Genomic DNA, 16217 nt, shown 5'->3' with positions numbered 1-16217 from the left:
CTCTTTACGCTTCTTCCCGATTGGCTGTGGCGCGATAACACCGCGACGCAGCAACCCGTCAAGCCTGATGACCATAGCGAGCTGGTCCCACCCCTTCCCATCCCGAACAGGACCGTGAAACAGCTCCACGCCGATGATAGTGCGGATTGCCCGTGTGAAAGTAGGTAATCGTCAGGCTCCTTATGCTGTAACGTCCAGAACCCCGGTGTCTCCCAGAGAGCACCGGGGTTCTGGCGTTTTGGGCGCAAGAAAAAACGATCATTCCCAGCGACCTGATTTATTCGCGGTCGATAGCCAAAGCGAAAATCTCCAAACCGCTTTGAATAGCATTTCATGCGTGCGTCAATACGCCTCAGAAATCGCGCAAATAAAAATCCAATTCGCATTAAATTGCAGCTTTCCTAAAGTTTCTCCCTAACCCGGCCGATACATGCGTGTGTAGTCATTAACTACCAACTAAAGACCACACGCTACACCAATAAGAACCGGGGAGCTTCCACGCATGCGCTCGCGTGCGGGAAGCGAGAAACATGCACGACCGCTGGAATGACTGCGCGCGCAGCGACGCACTGCGCCCTCTATCTCCGCCGCAACGACGCTTGCGAGGACGCCCTGCGTGCTCCGCGTGCACGCCGCCGCCGCCGTCTGGTACCGCATCTCGCCAATCTCCCCTTGTCCAGCCGTTTCTGTCCTGACAACAAGGAGAATTCATGAAATCGTCCAAAACGTGCGGTGCGGTCCTTGCCGCCGTCGCCATCGTGGCCCTTGGCGGATGCGCGACGGAGTCGTCGCGCTCGCTGCCGGTGCCGCCAGTCGCCAGCGCGCAGCGCCCTGCCGTCGGCAAGCCGGTACAGATCGCAGTCGGCAAGTTCGACAATCGCTCGAGCTACATGCGCGGCATCTTCTCCGACGGCATCGACCGCCTCGGCGGCCAGGCAAAGACCATCCTGATCACGTCGATGCAGCAAAGCGGCCGCTTCAGCGTGCTCGATCGCGACAACCTCGACGAGATCCGCCAGGAAGCGGGCTTCACCAAGAAAGCCCAGGCGATCAAGGGCGCCAACTATGTCATTACCGGCGACGTCACTGAGTTCGGTCGCAAGGAAGTCGGCGATCACCAACTGTTCGGCATTCTCGGCAGCGGTAAAAACCAGATCGCTTACGCGAAGGTGAGCATCAACGTTGTCGATACCACGACTTCGGAAGTCGTCGCGTCGGCGCAGGGCGCGGGCGAGTACAGCCTTTCGAACCGCGAGATCGTTGGCTTTGGCGGCACCGCGAGCTACGACTCGACGCTCAATGGCAAGGTGCTCGAGCTCGCGATCCAGGAAGCGGTCAACCATCTGGCCGACCAGGTCGACGCGGGCGCGCTGCGCACCGCTCACTGACCGCCCACGTCGTCCGCGCTTCACGCTAGATCAGAACAACTACTCATACGGGGTTTTCATGAAATACATCGGCACGCTTCGGGGACTCTGCCTGCCCATCACGGCGGCAACGCTGCTGCTCGCAGGCTGCGCGAACACCACGCCGCCGCTCTACCAGTGGAGCGGCTATCAGCCTGAGGTCTACGACTACCTGAAGGGAGAGAAGGCGCCGCAGCAACAGATCGATGTGCTCGAGAAGTCGCTGCAGGAGATCCGCGCGAAGGGCAACATGCCGCCGCCCGGATTCCATGCGCAACTGGGCTTGCTCTACGCGAACGTCGGCAACGACACGCAAGCCATGCAGGAATTCGACGCCGAGAAGCACCTCTTCCCGGAGTCGTCGACCTATATGGACTTCCTCATGAAGAAACCGAAACAACAATAAGCGAGCGCACCGAAATGACCAGATTTTCAACTCTCAAGCTCTGGCTGGCCCTGTCCGCGCTCGCATTGCTGGCCGCCTGTGCACAGCCGGTCAAGCACGCGGACTACACGGCATTCAAGAATGCGCGCCCGCGCTCGATCCTCGTACTGCCGCCCGACAATGCGACGACGGATGTGAATGCGTCGAACAGCATGCTCTCCCAGATGACAATGCCGCTCGCCGAGGCGGGCTACTACGTGATTCCGGTCGCGGTCATGGAAGAAACGTTCAAGCAGAATGGACTGACGACGGCGGGCGACATCCAGCAGACCCCGCCGGAGAAGTTGCGCGAGATCTTCGGCGCCGACGCGGTCGTGTACTCGAAGATCACGCAATTCGGGACGCAATATCGTGTGATCGACAGCGCGACGGTGGTGACGGCGACGGCGAAACTCGTCGATCTGAAAACCGGCAAGGTGCTGTGGCAAGGCGCGGCAAGCGCCAGCAGCAACGAAGGCAACAACAGCAGTGGCGGCGGCCTGATTGGCATGCTGGTGATGGCGGCGGTCAAGCAGATCGCGAATTCGCTCACCGACAAGAGCCACGATATCGCCGGTATCACGAGCTACCGTCTGTTGCACGCGGGCCCGCCGACGGGCCTGCTCTACGGTCCGCACTCGCCGAAGTACGGCACGGACTGACCGGCACTCGCGTCGCATAAAGAAAAAGCCCGTCACCGGAAGGTGACGGGCTTTTTTTCAATCCAGCTCCGGAGAGCGCAGCAATAAAACTGCTTAGCGCTCCAGGAACGGACGCAGCTTGTCGGCGCGGCTCGGGTGCATCAGCTTGCGCATCGCCTTGCTTTCGATCTGGCGGATACGCTCGCGCGTCACGTCGAACTGCTTGCCCACTTCCTCGAGCGTGTGGTCCGAGGTCGTGTCGATGCCGTAGCGCATGCGCAGCACCTTCGCTTCGCGCGGCGAGAGCGCCTTGAGCGCCTCGTCGATGGCAGCGCGCATGTTCGCGTGGATCGCGGCATCGGCCGGCGAAGCCGAACCTGCGTCCTCGATCATGTCGCCGAGTGTCGCGTCGCCGTCGTCGCCTACCGGGCTTTCGAGCGAGACCGGTTGCTTGGCGATCTTGAGGATGCCGCGCACCTTCTCTTCGGTCATGCCCATACGCGCGGCGAGGTCCGCCGGATGCGCTTCCATGCCCGTTTGCTGCAGGATCTCGCGCGAAATGCGGTTGAGCTTGTTGATCGTTTCGATCATGTGCACCGGCACGCGGATCGTGCGCGCCTGGTCGGCGAGCGCGCGCGTCACGGCCTGACGCACCCACCACGTCGCGTACGTCGAGAACTTCCAGCCGCGGCGATATTCGAACTTGTCCACCGCCTTCATCAGGCCGATGTTGCCTTCCTGGATCAGGTCGAGGAACTGCATGCCGCGGTTCACGTACTTCTTCGCGATCGAGATCACGAGACGCAGGTTGGCCTTGACCATCTCGCCCTTCGCCTGACGCATCTTCGATTCGGCGACGGTCATGCGGCGATTGATCGCCTTGATCTGCTGCAGCGACAGCGATGCAGCCGCTTCGATCTCGGCGAGCTTGCGCTGCTCTGCCTGGATAGCCGGCAGGCTGCGCTCGATCGAGGGACCGTACTTGCTCGACGCGGCTGCGGCGCGCACGCCCCAGTCCAGATCGGTTTCGTGGCCCGGGAACTGCTCGACGAAGGCTTCGCGCGGCATGCCGCAGCGATCGACGACGATGGAGAGCACATTGCGCTCGATCGCGCGAATCTGCGCGACCTGATCATGCAGCAGCGAGCACAGGCGGTCGATGGTGCGAGCCGTGAAGCGGATCGGCGCGAGTTCCGTCTGGATGTCGGCGCAGATCTTCATCTCCGCAGCCGAGGCGCGCGCATTGGCGTCCGACGTGCAGGCCATCTGTTCGAACAGCGTGCGAACGCGCGCGAAGATCGCGAGGCTGTCTGCCTTCAGCTGCGCGAGCAGGGCTTCGTTGGCCTTGCTGTTGTCGGCGTCGCTGTCTTCGTCGTCGCTCGAGTCGTCCGACTCTTCTTCTTCCGCTGCCTGGACTTCGACTTCTTCGCTCGCGTCTGCGTCGGCCGCCGTGGCGGGTTCCTGCGCGGCTTCGTCGCTGCCGATGCCGTCGACGAGTTCGTCGATGCGCATCGCTTCAGCCGCGACGCGGTCGGCGTCGGCGAGGATGGTCGCGACGATCGACGGGCATGCCGCGATCGCCTGGATCATTTCCTGGAGGCCGTCTTCGATGCGCTTCGCCACTTCGATTTCGCCGGCGCGCGTGAGCAGCTCGCTCGAACCCATTTCGCGCATGTACATGCGCACCGGGTCGGTCGTGCGGCCGAATTCGGAGTCGACGGTCGAGAGCGCGACTTCGACTTCTTCGTCGGCTTCGTCGTCGGCCTGCCGGTCGGCGCGGGAATCTTCGTTCAGGAGCAGCGTGTCGGCGTCGGGCGCCTGTTCGTACACCTGCACGCCCATGTCGTTGAACGTGGCGACGATCGTTTCCAGCGCGGCCGTCTGCGCGAAGTTGTCGGGCAGATGGTCGTTGATGTCCGCGTGGGTCAGATAACCGCGTTCGCGGCCGAGCTTGATGAGCGCCCGCATTTGATGCTGGCGTTTTTCGAGTTGCGAGCCTGCGTCCATGGGCGTCGTATCGCCGGTCTTGTCTTTGGACGAGCGGCGTGCGGGGCGGGCAGACGAGGTCAGCGCGTCGTCCCGGTCATGGCTTGTCAATACATTCTCCTCGAAGGGATAGCCCGACAAGGGCAAAAAAGGTCACGCGCCAGCGGCGTGGCGTCCTGGCGATGACGAAATTGCAGGGGAGTGGGCGGGGGCGCATGCCGGTCCCGCCAAGCGAGCGCCAAACGTCTGACGACGTGGCAGCCTGGATTTTCGTGCAATGCAGAAAGACCGCGTATGGTAGTGCGTTACGGCATGCGAGGCAACCCGAATCGTCGTGTTTGCGGCACATTGTCCGCCTTCAGGGTCGTACCGTTTGCTAGCGCTCCGCCTTACATATTTCCTACATGAGTCCCTTAGACCATTTTTCAAGCGAGAAGTTCACGTATTTGTCACTCGCCTGGCCTATGACGCGCTGTTATTCCCCGCTAATTCCCCGTTGTCCGATCGCCATGCATGGCAGCGCTCACGCGCGAATCGCGACAATCCGTTGAACGCGTTTGCCGGAGGACCGGTTGACCGCCTCCTCGTCGAGCGCGATGGTCATGCCCTCGAGTGCGGCGGTGACGAGCGCCGGGTCGAACGCACTATATAGACGTCCCGCTGGGTCGCGCGCGCTGTCGCCGTCGGTTATGCGCCAGCTCAGATAGAGCACGCCGCCGGGCTCGAGCAGTTCGACGAGGCGGCGGCAGCCCGGGCCGATCTGCGCGACAGGCAAATGCATGATCACGGTCTCGCAGAGGACGTTGTCAAAGCTCGCGGCGGGCACCCCCTTTAGTTCAGGCAACGTGGCCAGACCGAAGGCGTACTGCGGGTGTTCAGTGGCGGCCTTTGCGATCAGACCCTCCGACGCGTCGTAGCCCGCGGTGGGGTAACCATGGGCGTTCAGCCACGCCACGTCGCGCCCCGATCCGCAGCCGATGTCCACCGTCCTTCCCTGGGGTCGGAAATACTGCATGAGACGCGCATAGAGGTCGTCTGGCGCAGGCTGGTTCGCCCATTCGGCTGCGTAGCCTGCGGCGCCACTCGTGTACGTCTCGATCGTCATGGAGTCCATATGGGGCTCGCCGTTCTTGTGACAAGAGGAAGGACGCTTCGAGACTAGCCGATCAACGCGACCACAGGCAGTAGCACAGTGATACCGGTATGGCCGCTGCCATGCTCGCCTGCTGAAAGTCACGCGATGCACACGACACGCGCGGCGTCAGGGCGGGAATTCGTCGTACTGGGGCAGCGAGTCGGCAATCTCGAACCACGGCGCTTTCGAGCGCACGAAGATATGGCCGGCGGGGCGGATGTCCGGCGGATCGGTCAGCGTGCCGAGCGTTACGTGCACATACGCTCCTTCGCGCACGACTGAATAGAGCAGTGAGCCGCAGCGGCCGCAATGCACGTCGTGGGCGGCCTGCGGATCGCCGTAGACCAGCGTCTGCCCTGCGCCCCCGGTGAGTCGCAGCGCCTCGCTTTCGATGCCCGCGAACGGTTTGAACGCGGAACCCGTGGCACGGCGGCACTGCGAGCAGTGGCAATGGAACGCGTAGCGGAACGCATTGGCTACCGCGTAGCGCACGGCGCCGCAAAGGCACTGGCCGCGCAGCGTGGCGGGAGCATTCGTGTGGGTGGGGGCAGTGTCGGCGGACATGATGGAGGCAGCGCTCTGGTGGCAAGTATCGAACATTGCACACGGACGGCTGGCGTGTGTGCCCTCACATCATACGTTTGAGTCACCCGCGGCACAGGGAAACGCAAAGGTCGCCACATATGGGGATTGGCCGGCCGGTCATGGCCTCCGCACGGTTCGTGGCGGCCCTGTAGCCTCGAAATTCGCGGCGAATTTCCCATGGATGGTTACCTTTCGCGCCCTCGTGCACAACACGCCGCCTAAGCCCACCCAGGCGAATCTACGCGGCCCGTTCCCTCAGTTCCTTCAATCCCTTGATGACGACGAGCAGCGCGCGGCCGTGCTCTTCCGAGCCGTCCCACGCCTCGACGATCGCATTGCGCAGCAATTCGTTGTAGGCGGCCGCGTGACGACTGGACGGCGGCGCCTGCACGCCATAGAAACTGCATAGCTTATTGAATGACGCGCTCCGGCGTACCCGCCGCCCGTTCGACGTGCGAAGACGCGAGACAGTAGGCTGGCTGACTCCGGAAAGCCGCGCAATTTCGCTGGCAGAGCGTGAATCGTCCGATAACCGCCGCAGCAGTTCCTGCACCGGAAAATAAGTATCTGGGGCTTCCATGTCATGCATTATACCTATACAGTAACGGTTATTGAATTGCCCGTCAAAATCGGCGGGCGGCTGCATTCCGAGGAAGTCGATGGCACTGAAACACCTACCGCCCACGTTTTGCTGGTCCCGCATCGGGCCAGAGGCTGGCGTTGATCTCCCCACACTGATCCTGCGCAAGGAGTGGGAGCGTCGGCAAGGCGGCGGGCGCTTCCTGTGGGGCATCGGCCAGTCGCTCGGCAGCAGCGCTCAAGTCGCCGCGCTGCGCACCGGTTCGCTTCTCGCCCTGTTCTCGCCGGCGGCAAGCCGCCCGCGCGCCACGCAAGACAAGCGCGGCAAGCGTGCCGCCGTGGTCGTCTGGAATGCGTGGGTCGATGCGAGCGGCCAGGTGCGCCAGCTTCCGCAGCACGTGTTCGTCACGAGCAGCGCCACGCTGCCCTCGGGCGCCGGGCGCGAGCATCACTACGCGCTCGTGTGCGTCTCGCCAACTGAACTGAGCGTCGGCAGTTCGCTGCGGGTGGTTCCGGAGCGGCTGCGCAGCGTGAGCACGGGGAAGCCGCCAGGACGCTCGCAGGGCACGGTGGTGGTGGATTGCGTTGAGCGCGCCGCCCAGGCGGGCGGCAAAAGCCATCCGCTCGTGTTCACGGCGGAGCTGGAGGCGCCGTACTTTGTGCGGCTCACGCAGCCCACGCTCGTCAAGGCGCGCGACCTCGCGGCCATTCACGAGGCGTCGCGCATGGGCGACTTCGACACCTACGCAGATCTCACCAAACGCGTGCGCAGCGAGGCCTGCGCGCAGCAAGCGCGCGGCGTCACGCGCGATCTCTTCGACGTGCCGCCTGCCGAGCACACGGCGTCTTCACGGCTTGGCGGCGCAAGAACGCGCCACGTCTCCCGGGCGGGAGACTGGACACAGCTCACAATGGAACTCTTCCATGGCGATTCACATCCCTTCACAAGAGGCCGAGGCCGCGCAACGCTTTTTTGAGGCGAGCCGCAACGTCGACCGGGCATTTCGCGCCCTGCGTGCCGATGCCCACGACCACGTGGCAGCGCCGCTTGGCTATGGCGCCGCGCAATCGCGGCTCGACCACGCGCTGGACGAACTGGCGCGTGCCGAGGCGTTGTTCGATACGGTTACCGACGTCCAGGCGCGTCAGATGATGGATCATCAGGATCACTGAGGAACTGGCGCGATGACCCGCGAAGCGGCGCGCACCGGCACGGGTCCCACTACGCTGGTCGCCGTCGAGCAAAAGCTGCCGCGCGCGGAGCGCATCGTCGACGATGCGCTTGCCGCCGCTTTTCTGCCGGCTGCGGCGCGAGCGTTTCTGGCCTGCTGTGGCCCGCGTATCGCACGCTGGATGATGCAGGCGACCGAGCGGAAATATCCCGGCCTCTGGGGCGGCATGCTGTGCCGCAAGCGCTATATCGACGAGGCACTGCAGGACGCGTCGGCGCCCGTAGAGGCGCTCGTCAACCTGGGCGCGGGCTTCGATACGCGTGCTTTCCGGCCAGGACGGGAGCCTGGCCCGGCGCTGCCCGCATGGGAGCTGGACCAGCCCGCGAACATCGAGGCGAAGCGGCGGCGGGTAGCGGCCCGCTTTGGCAACGTGCCTGTGCATGTCAGGCTCGTTCCGATCGACTTCGAGCACGAACCCATCGCGGCGGCGCTCGCCATGCAGGGCTACGAACGCACGCGGCGCACGTTTTTCATCTGGGAAGGTGTCACGCAGTATCTGGACGAAGCGAGCGTGCGCACGACACTCGATTTTCTTTCGACGGCCGCGCCGGGCAGCCGGCTCGCGCTGACCTACGTGCGCCAGGACTTTCTCGAAGGCCGCGAGCTTTACGGCGCGCCCGCCATGTATCGACGTTTCGTGGAGCAGCAGCGGATCTGGCGCTTCGGCCTCGATCCGCAGACGCTGCCCGCGTTTCTCGCGCCCTACGGCTGGCGCGTGCTCGACCATCCCGAACCCGAGGCATTCGAACGGCGCTACATCGCACCCACGGGCCGCTCGCTGACCTGTATGCCGCTCGAGCGCTGTGTCCTCGCGCAACGCGTGGCGCACGGCGGATCGTGATCGCGCCGCAGAGGCGAGTTCGCGCTAACTCAGCCTTTTTCCCCGGCAACCGGCAGCTCCAGCACGGCTGCCACGAGCGGCCAGCGCTTCGCGGCCGCCTGCCAGGCGTCTTCGGCTTGAACGTCGAGATAACGCTCGCGGTCCACGCCCTCGACGAGACGCGCGAGCGCATCGATATCGCCCGGCAGCGCGGGACCACTGCGCGAACGCCGACCGGCCCCCCACAAGCGTATCGCCATTACTTGCCCTCCACCCACACGCCGTCCGGCGTATGGATCACATAACCGGTGGGCGTCGTCATCGTCACCGTGCCTTCGTTTTCGCCGACCATGCGCGTTTGCGGCAGGTTGTTCGCATACTGCGCGAGCGGCGGCGCGCCGGTGGCGAACGGGCTGTGTGCCACGAGATTCGAAAGCAGCTGCGCGAGCGCGAGATAGCTCGTGGGCGTGTCGATCGTCGTCACGCCGCCGGTGTGCTCGCTGCCGGCCGGCAGACCCACCACCTTCACGCCCACCGGCACGTGGACGATGTTCGGCGTGGGGATCTCGCGCATGCCGGCAATCTGGTTCTCTTCACCGCGCAGCGCCGCGCCGTGCTCGGGCACGAACACGATGACGGCGCGCCGACCCGATTGCGCGACGAGATTGATCAGCTTGTCGACGTCGCCGAGCAGATTCTGCAGGCGGATCGGGTACGACTGCAGGCTCGTGAGCTTGGTGTTCGGAGGCGGCAGGCGGTTGCCGTCGTGCATCGAGACCGTGTTGTAGTAGAGCGCGACCGGGCCGCCGCCGGCGGCGATGCGCTGCTTGTACCAGCGCGCGAGCACGTCGTAGTCGCCGACCAGTGTCGAGCCGTCGAACTCTTTCATCGCTTCCGGCAGGCCGTCGTTCGACGGAATCGTCACGCCCGGCACGCCGATTTCATTGGTCACCGTGCTGCGGAAATTGTCGAAGCGGCCGTTGTGGTTGAGCAGCGCCTGCGGCTTGTAGCCCGCTTGCGCGAGCTGCACGAACAGGTGGCACTCGGGCGGCGCGGGGTCGTAGAGCGCCTTGTGCGGCTCCTGCCCGCAGCTCGCGCGCAGCACGCGGATCGCGGCGGGCCCGCTATAGCTCGCGGCGGAACTGAAGTTCTGAAAGATGTAGTCGAAGCGCGAGAAGAGCGGGTTGTTGCGCATCTTCACGACGTCCATGTCGTCCCACGAGAGCGAGCAGATGTGCACGACGATGATGTCGAACTGGGCGTTCGCATCGGTGGTGAGCGGCGTGAAGTTCACGTGCCGGCCTTCCTCGTTGGCGCGGAACGCCGCGAGCTGCTGGTCGTAGCTGCCCGACTGCTCGTCGCGCTTCTTGCCCGTGCCGCCGTCCTCGTCGCCGTTGCTGGCGAGCGAAGCGTTGGCGGTGGCGTTCGCCACGAACGTGCCCACCCCCTGCCAGACCGGCATGGCGACGAGCGCGATCAGCACGAGCGTCGTCACGCGCACCCAGCGGTTGATGAGGTAGTAGAGCAGCACGGCGATCACCGCCGACACGACCATCGAAAGCGAAATCACGCGCCGCGTGAGCTCGAACATGTACGAGGGCGTGAAGGTGAGGAGCACGGGGATCTGCGAGATCGCCCGGCCGATGTCGGGCATGCTCGACTCGTGGTACGCAATGGCGATCCCCACGATCACGGCGATCACATCGCGCGCAATACGCAGCCACCGGTTGTGCAGCGGCACGAGCAGCAGGATGACGAAGGCGAAGTTCATCCACCACTCGGGCTTGAGCGTGCCGATCGAGTAGAGGTACAGCTTGGCGAGGAAGTAGAGATTCCAGAGACCCATAGTGTTTCGCGTTCCAGGGGGTAGCGGCGGTTCCGGTTATCAGGGTTGGCGGACCTGACCGGCCCGGCGTCGCGTGAAGAAGCTTTCCAGAGCGTCGAAGAACGCGTCGATGAGGCGCATGTAGCCTTGCCAGCTCAGCTCGATCAACTGAACGAGGCCGTGCAGCGGCGCATCGGAGGGCGGCACGTCCTCCCACTCGAGCCAGGCATCGGCGCGGCCGAACGTGCATTCCACGAGCTTGCGCTCCGTCTCCACCGTCATGCCGACGAAGCGCACGCCGAGGCGCCGGTCGGCCAGACGCGCGACCACGGCGGGGAAGTCGTGCTCCAGCACGCCGCGCGCGAGCGTCACGTTGATGCGCTCGCCGGGCTCGAGCTTCGCTACGGCGTCGGCGGGCAGCATGAGACCGAGGCCGCCCATCGAATAGTTCTCGGTCTTGCAGGCGAGCGTGCGTCCGTCGGGCAGCGTGAGCATGGCGGGCACGCGCAGCGGAATGCGGTGCGCCACGCGTACCTGCTTCGCCTCTTTGGCCACGCCCAGGGCGAGACCGAGCACGGTGAGATTCACGGCGGCCCAGAAGAGGTTCATGAACACGGTGGCGGGCTCTTCGGTGCGCCAGATCGTGAGGCGGCCGATGCCCGCGAGCACGGAGAACGCGTTGATCGCGAGCAGCACGAGATAGGGCTTGGAGATCGTCCAGTCGAGATACTCGTGCTCGATATGACCGCCCTTCGAGGTCACGTTGAACTTGCCGAGCTTCGGGTTGATGAAGGCCATGGTGGTGGGCAGCACGATGTACCACGCGAGCACCGACTCGTAGGCCTCGGCCCAGAACGAATGGCGGTAGCGCCCCTGGATGCGCGAGTTGGCGATCGCGGCAATCACCAGATACGGCACCACGTAGGCGAGGATCACGGGGGCCGGCGTGTTGATCACGTGCAGTCCGAAATACAGGTACGCGCCCGGCATCACGAGGAAGATGAGCCGCGGGAAGCCGTAGAAGAAGTGCAGCATGGCGTTGCTGTAGCACATGCGCTGGAAGAACGAGAGTCCCTTGCCGATCCACGGATTGTCGATGCGGAAGATCTGCGTCATGCCGCGCGCCCAGCGAATGCGCTGGCCGATGTGGTCGGCGAGGCTGTCGGTGGCGAGACCCGCCGCCTGCACGGTGCGCAGATAGGCCGACGTATAGCCGTGGCGATGCAGCCGCAGCGAGGTATGGGCGTCTTCGGTCACGGTCTCGGTCGCGATGCCGCCAATGTGTTCGAGCGCCGCGCGCTTGATGACCGCGCACGAGCCGCAGAAGAACGTGGCGTCCCAGAAGTCGTTGCCGTCCTGGATCAGCCCGTAGAACAGGCTGCCTTCGTTGGGCACGCGGTGGAACGTGTCGAAGTTGCGCTCGAACGGATCGGGCGAGAAGAAGTGGTGCGGCGTCTGCACCATCGCGCATTTTTTATCGGCGAGAAAGACGCCCACGGTCGTTTGCAGGAAGGAGCGCGTGGGAATGTGGTCGCAGTCGAAAATCGCGATGTACTCGCCCTGCGTGAGCGGCATCGCATGATTGATGTTGCCGGCCTTCGCGTGCGTGTGTTCGTCGCGGCGCAGGTAGCCCACGCCCGCCTCGCGCGCGAAGTCGCGGAATTCGTCGCGGTCGCCGTCGTCGAGAATGTAGACGCGCAGCTTGTCGCGCGGCCAGTCGATCGAGCTTGTCGCGAACACGGTTGGCCGCACCACCGAAAGCGGCTCGTTGTAGGTCGGAATGTAGAGGTCGACAGTCGGCCAGTCGGCCGGGTCGTCGGGCAGCGGCTGCGGCTTGCGGCGCAGCGGCCAGGCGGTCTGCACGTAGCCGAAGATCAGCACGATCCACGTGTAGAGCTCGGCCGCATAGAGGATGTAGCCGACGACGGCCTCGGCGGGGCTCGACAGATGCAGCGTTTGCGTGCTGCGCCACCAGACGTAGCGGCCCGTCATGAGGATCGATAGCATCACCATGAGCATGGTGGCGAGGCGCCCCGGCAGGCGGCGCGCGATCATCACCACGACGTACACGAGCAGGAACAGCAGCACCTGGCCGGCGAACGGCAGCGGCGTCGTGCACACGGCGACAGCCGCGACGAATGCGAGCCACAAGAGGCCCTGGCGCAGGAAGGGCACGCTGTCGAGTGCCGCCGAAAGCTTCTCGAGCTGCTGCTCGATGCCTTCCCACGGCACGTCGGGCAGACGGGAGCCGACCGCCGCGCTCGCGCGCGAGGCGCTGCGATAGATGGGTTCGAGCCGTCTGGCGAGCCACGCGCGCAGCGCGAAGCGATGGTGTCCTTGCGGCGCCTTGTGAAGCTTGCGCAGATCGGCGGCGAGACGCTGACGCGCGCGGCGCGGGCGCAGGAAGATGCGCAGGAGCCACGCGCCGACGCTGCGGTCGCGGCCCATGTTCAGCCGCTGGCCGATGTCCTTGCCGATCCGCGCGAAGGCGAGCGCGGGCACGTCGCGCTGGCCTGGGCGCGGCGGCCGGAAGAAGGCGCGCAGCAGCCACTGGCCGCCCGGCGCATCGGGCGCGAGATTGATCTCGGGCGCGCTCAGGCGGCGCAGTGAGGCCCAGAACGCCGTCCACAGGGCGACGATGCGCTCGCGGATCATGGCGTGCTCCCGCGCGCAACGTGTTGCGCGAGCAGTTCGTCGGGTGCGTCGAGGCTCGCGCCCGTGCTCCAGTGCGAGAGCCACGAGGCGATGCCGTGAAGATCGTGCGCGGCCTGTGAGCTGGGTGCGCTCAGGCAGAAGTTTTCGCCGGCGGCGAGCGCGGCGGGCACGCCGGTGTCCGCATGCACGAGATACGGGAGCATCGCGGCGCCGAGGCGCGCGCGCAGCAGCGCAACGACGTCCATGTGTAACTGGCGCGCGGGCACCACCGCATTGGCGACAAACACGCTGCGCTTTTGCGCGCGCACGAGCGCGGCGATCAGGCGCGGCAGCGTCGCGCACGCGGTGGCGCACGGTGTGAGGACGCCGAGTACGAGGTCGGCGGCGTCGATCGCCTGGCGCGCGTGCGCCGACGGCCACGTGCCCGCATCGACGAGCGCGATCGTATGCGCCGGCAGGTCCACGCGGGCGAGCAGTTCGCGCAGCCAGCCGGGGCGCGCGTCGAGCCGGGCGCTGGCGTCGTCGTCGCGCGGGTCGTCGGAGGCGTTGCCATCAGTGAGGCTGCCCCATGGCAGCACGAGCACGCCGTCGTCGCTTTGCAGCGCAGCGCGCGACCAGGCGTCGCCGGCGCCGGGACCGCCCGCCAGATGCGTGACGAGCCCTTCGCGCGCGCTCTCGCGCAGCCCGAAATGGAGCGCCAGCACGTTGCGCGGGTCGCATTCCGCGGCGAGCGCAACATGTTCGCGCGCCGCCAACAGACCGGCGAGCGCCGCGGTGAGGGTGGTGCGGCCCGCACCGCCCACGCTGGAGACGATGGCGATGGTTTTCATCGGCGCGGCCCCGTCTGGCTGAAGCGGCGCTGGCCGCGAATCAGCAGGGCGTCGACCTGCGGCGGCAACTGGAGCGGGCGCGAGCGCGCGGGGCGCAGCCACATGGGCACGAAGCGCCCAAGACGCAGACGCCAGCCGATCCAGTAGAGCGGCACGCCGAGTATCAAGCCCCAGACGAAGTAACCGAGGAAGATGTTCATGTCGCTCTCCTATGCTTTGAGCGGCAGCGGCGCGCGCTGCGGCGCGGCTCGCGGTTTCGCGTTGTCGGTGCGCGCGGCGGCGTCGAGCGCGGGCAACAGGTCGCCGTTTATGGGAGCGATGTCGACTGGCACCGCGGGTTGCGGCGCTGCGGTTTCTGTTGCCGCAGCCGTTGCTGTGCCCGGTGCGATCGCGGCAGCCGCCGCTGGCGGCACGGTCTGGCCGTTGGCCCGCACGGAGACGGCCGCGGGCGCGGCGGGCTGCCCCTCGTTGATCGCGAGCCAGCCCGAATAGTCGGGCGGCGGCGTGGTGTCGATTTCGTCGCCGAGCGTGGCCAGCGCCTCCGTGATCGCGCGGCCGTCGCCGTAGCGCTCCTCGCCCTGGAACAGCTCGGCGAGCGGCCGCTGGAACACGCGCTGGCACACGGCGTCGGCGTCGCTCATGCGGCAGGCGAAGAAGAACACGTAGAGGCTGTCGCCGCTCGCCGTCACGATGTCGCCCGCGCGGCGCAGATGGCACGCCTTGAGCGCATCCACATGCGCGACTTCCGGCATCAGCGCGAGGCGAATCAGCACGCTCGGCAACTGGATCACGCGGCTGCGCTCCACCGCCGCGCCTACGAGTTCGACGAAGTGCGCCGCGCCCACGTAACCGCTCTCCTCGCCATGCACTACGGCGGCAAGCGCCGCGCGGTAATCGGCAGGCATGGGCCGGGAATACACCTGGCCCAGCAGACTGTCGACGATGGCCTCGACCTGCGCGAGCGGCGTCTGCCGTGCGATCACGCGGTTTGCGCCGAGGTTGAGCATGAGCGACTCGTAGCGCATGGCCACGGCGTCCTCGCGCACGATGATCTTGAGCGCTTCGCCGCACTGCAGGCGCAGCGTGTGAACCTGCTCCGCGAGCATTTCGAGGTCGCGGTTCACGCTGAAATCGAGAATCACCGTGGCCGCGACCGAGGTGCGCGCGGCGGCCACCGCGGCCTCGTTGTTATCGACGATCTGCCAGGCCTGCGGCAGTACGCGCTCGTGCAACATCGCGTCGCGCGAAACGATCACACGGCCTTCGTCGGGCGCGAGCAGGCCCGCCTCGCCGATCTCGGTTTCGAAGGTGCCGCCGGAAACCGTGAGCCGGTGATCGGCGGCGGAAAAGCGCAGCGGTACGCTCCGGCTGCCGTGCACGGCATCGCCCGCGCGCCAGAATGCGACTTCCCAGTGATACTGTCCCTGCACCTGGTGCAATTGCGCGGCGCCCGCGAAGCGCGCCTGGAAGGCGGCGAGTTCGGGATGCTCCTGATCGTCGCCGAGGCCGGGGGGCGCTGCCACCATCAGGACGCCGTAACGATGCTGCGCGCACCAGCCCGCGAGCTGCGCGCCCTGGCCTGCGAGTGCGGCGGGGTCCTGCCAGTTGAAGAACGCCTCCGCGCCTTCGATGAAAAACTGGCTTTCGGGCGCGGCGCACTGCGCGGCGAGCGCGTCGAGCGCTTCGATCAGCACTTGCGCGCCGTCGCGCTCCGGCAGTGGGCGCAGCGCGCAGACGTTTGCCCATGCATGCGTCGAACCGCTCTTGTCGAGATCGACACCATGATCGCGCAGCGTGGCCGCGAGGCTCGCGCCGTCGCGCGTGGAAAGTACGGTGGCGGGACCCGTGAGCGCGGCGGCGGCGGTTTGCCAGAACAGTGCGTCGCGCGCGGGCGAGGCGCTCGCGTAGACCACGTGCACCTGGCCCGCGCCGAGCGAAGCGAGCGAGGCCGGCAGGCCGTCGATCGCGAGCGGCTCGCGGCGCGCGAGCCGCGAGAACAGCGAGCGGCGCGTATCGCGGCCGGCGCCGGCGGGCGCAGCGGGGAGGGTGGCGGGATCGTTCATCGTGTCGCTCGTCTCGCGGATTTCATCGTCGTCATG

At 66.0% G+C, this 16217-nt stretch carries 16 protein-coding genes and 1 rRNA gene; 7 read left to right on the top strand and 10 right to left on the bottom strand.

The window, feature by feature from the left end; all coding sequences use genetic code 11:
* The first annotated feature begins 63 nt into the window (after positions 1–63).
* From rrf to A3CW_RS0104475, 4 genes are all read left to right on the top strand, one after another.
* A 5S ribosomal RNA gene (gene rrf, locus A3CW_RS0104490) occupies positions 64–177 on the top strand.
* 533 nt (positions 178–710) lie between these two features.
* Positions 711–1388 carry a CsgG/HfaB family protein gene (locus tag A3CW_RS0104485; RefSeq protein ID WP_028202497.1) on the top strand — a complete coding sequence of 226 codons (678 nt, stop codon included), beginning with the start codon at positions 711–713 and terminating at the stop codon, positions 1386–1388.
* Between the two features lie 58 nt (positions 1389–1446).
* Positions 1447–1812, top strand: a complete 366-nt coding sequence (locus A3CW_RS0104480) for a DUF4810 domain-containing protein (RefSeq protein ID WP_028202496.1) — start codon at positions 1447–1449, stop codon at positions 1810–1812.
* Between the two features lie 14 nt (positions 1813–1826).
* On the top strand, positions 1827–2492 hold the full coding sequence (locus tag A3CW_RS0104475; RefSeq protein ID WP_028202495.1) for a DUF799 domain-containing protein: 666 nt from the start codon (positions 1827–1829) through the stop codon (positions 2490–2492).
* Between the two features lie 93 nt (positions 2493–2585).
* On the opposite strand, the gene rpoD is transcribed toward A3CW_RS0104475, so the two are convergent.
* The 4 genes from rpoD to A3CW_RS53035 form a co-directional block, all read right to left on the bottom strand.
* Positions 2586–4568 carry an RNA polymerase sigma factor RpoD gene (gene rpoD, locus A3CW_RS0104470; protein ID WP_028202494.1) on the bottom strand — a complete coding sequence of 661 codons (1983 nt, stop codon included), beginning with the start codon at positions 4566–4568 and terminating at the stop codon, positions 2586–2588.
* A gap of 412 nt (positions 4569–4980) precedes the next feature.
* On the bottom strand, positions 4981–5571 hold the full coding sequence (locus tag A3CW_RS0104465) for a class I SAM-dependent methyltransferase (RefSeq protein ID WP_028202493.1): 591 nt from the start codon (positions 5569–5571) through the stop codon (positions 4981–4983).
* 147 nt (positions 5572–5718) lie between these two features.
* Positions 5719–6156 carry a GFA family protein gene (locus tag A3CW_RS0104460; protein ID WP_028202492.1) on the bottom strand — a complete coding sequence of 146 codons (438 nt, stop codon included), beginning with the start codon at positions 6154–6156 and terminating at the stop codon, positions 5719–5721.
* Positions 6157–6415: 259 nt separating this feature from the next.
* Complete coding sequence (locus A3CW_RS53035) at positions 6416–6757, bottom strand: helix-turn-helix domain-containing protein (protein WP_028202491.1); 342 nt, start codon at positions 6755–6757, stop codon at positions 6416–6418.
* A gap of 79 nt (positions 6758–6836) precedes the next feature.
* Here A3CW_RS53035 and A3CW_RS0104450 point away from each other — a divergent pair, with 79 nt between their 5' ends.
* The 3 genes from A3CW_RS0104450 to A3CW_RS0104440 are packed head-to-tail and all read left to right on the top strand — an operon-like array spanning position 6837 to position 8829.
* Positions 6837–7733 (top strand): hypothetical protein, encoded by an 897-nt coding sequence (locus A3CW_RS0104450; RefSeq protein WP_028202490.1) that lies wholly within the window; start codon positions 6837–6839, stop codon positions 7731–7733.
* On the top strand, positions 7681–7929 hold the full coding sequence (locus A3CW_RS0104445) for a hypothetical protein (RefSeq protein ID WP_028202489.1): 249 nt from the start codon (positions 7681–7683) through the stop codon (positions 7927–7929). The genes A3CW_RS0104450 and A3CW_RS0104445 overlap by 53 nt, the downstream gene beginning before the upstream one ends.
* Positions 7930–7941: 12 nt before the next feature.
* Positions 7942–8829: an SAM-dependent methyltransferase gene (locus tag A3CW_RS0104440; protein ID WP_028202488.1), complete on the top strand. Its 888-nt coding sequence runs from the start codon at positions 7942–7944 to the stop codon at positions 8827–8829.
* A gap of 29 nt (positions 8830–8858) precedes the next feature.
* Here the strand turns inward: A3CW_RS0104440 and bcsR are convergent, their stop codons facing one another.
* From bcsR to bcsE, 6 genes are read right to left on the bottom strand one after another with little or no spacing between them, the layout of a single operon-like run.
* Positions 8859–9068, bottom strand: coding sequence for a BcsR/BcsP family cellulose biosynthesis protein (gene bcsR, locus A3CW_RS0104435; protein ID WP_051481222.1), 210 nt, complete (start codon positions 9066–9068; stop codon positions 8859–8861).
* Positions 9068–10654, bottom strand: coding sequence for a cellulose biosynthesis protein BcsG (bcsG, locus tag A3CW_RS0104430; protein WP_028202486.1), 1587 nt, complete (start codon positions 10652–10654; stop codon positions 9068–9070). The genes bcsR and bcsG overlap by 1 nt, the downstream gene beginning before the upstream one ends.
* Positions 10655–10693: 39 nt before the next feature.
* Positions 10694–13288, bottom strand: coding sequence for a UDP-forming cellulose synthase catalytic subunit (bcsA, locus tag A3CW_RS0104425; RefSeq protein ID WP_028202485.1), 2595 nt, complete (start codon positions 13286–13288; stop codon positions 10694–10696).
* A complete protein-coding gene (gene bcsQ, locus A3CW_RS45210; protein ID WP_051481221.1) occupies positions 13285–14118 on the bottom strand; it encodes a cellulose biosynthesis protein BcsQ in 834 nt (277 codons plus the stop codon). The genes bcsA and bcsQ overlap by 4 nt, the downstream gene beginning before the upstream one ends.
* Positions 14115–14318, bottom strand: a complete 204-nt coding sequence (locus A3CW_RS0104415) for a hypothetical protein (protein ID WP_028202484.1) — start codon at positions 14316–14318, stop codon at positions 14115–14117. The genes bcsQ and A3CW_RS0104415 overlap by 4 nt, the downstream gene beginning before the upstream one ends.
* Positions 14319–14327: 9 nt before the next feature.
* The gene (gene bcsE, locus A3CW_RS50085) at positions 14328–16181 is read right to left on the bottom strand and encodes a cellulose biosynthesis protein BcsE (RefSeq protein WP_051481220.1); all 1854 of its coding nucleotides are present in this window, start codon (positions 16179–16181) and stop codon (positions 14328–14330) included.
* Positions 16182–16217 lie beyond the last annotated feature (36 nt).

Source organism: Paraburkholderia nodosa DSM 21604, from assembly GCF_000519185.1.
Taxonomy (GTDB): Bacteria; Pseudomonadota; Gammaproteobacteria; order Burkholderiales; family Burkholderiaceae; genus Paraburkholderia; species Paraburkholderia nodosa.
The sequence above is the reverse complement of the archived record's forward strand: the minus strand, read 5'-3'. Positions and strand labels throughout refer to the sequence as shown.

What these genes read in the sequence shown, in the direction of transcription:
- A3CW_RS0104475 (WP_028202495.1), top strand. Translation starts at nt 1,827, where the DNA reads ATGACCAGATTTTCAACTCTCAAGCTCTGGCTGGCCCTGTCCGCGCTC.
- A3CW_RS0104445 (WP_028202489.1), top strand. Translation starts at nt 7,681, where the DNA reads ATGGCGATTCACATCCCTTCACAAGAGGCCGAGGCCGCGCAACGCTTT.
- A3CW_RS0104450 (WP_028202490.1), top strand. Translation starts at nt 6,837, where the DNA reads ATGGCACTGAAACACCTACCGCCCACGTTTTGCTGGTCCCGCATCGGG.
- bcsQ (WP_051481221.1), bottom strand. Translation starts at nt 14,118, where the DNA reads ATGAAAACCATCGCCATCGTCTCCAGCGTGGGCGGTGCGGGCCGCACC.
- A3CW_RS0104440 (WP_028202488.1), top strand. Translation starts at nt 7,942, where the DNA reads ATGACCCGCGAAGCGGCGCGCACCGGCACGGGTCCCACTACGCTGGTC.
- A3CW_RS0104465 (WP_028202493.1), bottom strand. Translation starts at nt 5,571, where the DNA reads ATGGACTCCATGACGATCGAGACGTACACGAGTGGCGCCGCAGGCTAC.
- A3CW_RS0104480 (WP_028202496.1), top strand. Translation starts at nt 1,447, where the DNA reads ATGAAATACATCGGCACGCTTCGGGGACTCTGCCTGCCCATCACGGCG.
- bcsG (WP_028202486.1), bottom strand. Translation starts at nt 10,654, where the DNA reads ATGGGTCTCTGGAATCTCTACTTCCTCGCCAAGCTGTACCTCTACTCG.
- A3CW_RS0104415 (WP_028202484.1), bottom strand. Translation starts at nt 14,318, where the DNA reads ATGAACATCTTCCTCGGTTACTTCGTCTGGGGCTTGATACTCGGCGTG.
- bcsE (WP_051481220.1), bottom strand. Translation starts at nt 16,181, where the DNA reads ATGAACGATCCCGCCACCCTCCCCGCTGCGCCCGCCGGCGCCGGCCGC.
- A3CW_RS53035 (WP_028202491.1), bottom strand. Translation starts at nt 6,757, where the DNA reads ATGGAAGCCCCAGATACTTATTTTCCGGTGCAGGAACTGCTGCGGCGG.
- bcsR (WP_051481222.1), bottom strand. Translation starts at nt 9,068, where the DNA reads ATGGCGATACGCTTGTGGGGGGCCGGTCGGCGTTCGCGCAGTGGTCCC.
- A3CW_RS0104460 (WP_028202492.1), bottom strand. Translation starts at nt 6,156, where the DNA reads ATGTCCGCCGACACTGCCCCCACCCACACGAATGCTCCCGCCACGCTG.
- bcsA (WP_028202485.1), bottom strand. Translation starts at nt 13,288, where the DNA reads ATGATCCGCGAGCGCATCGTCGCCCTGTGGACGGCGTTCTGGGCCTCA.
- A3CW_RS0104485 (WP_028202497.1), top strand. Translation starts at nt 711, where the DNA reads ATGAAATCGTCCAAAACGTGCGGTGCGGTCCTTGCCGCCGTCGCCATC.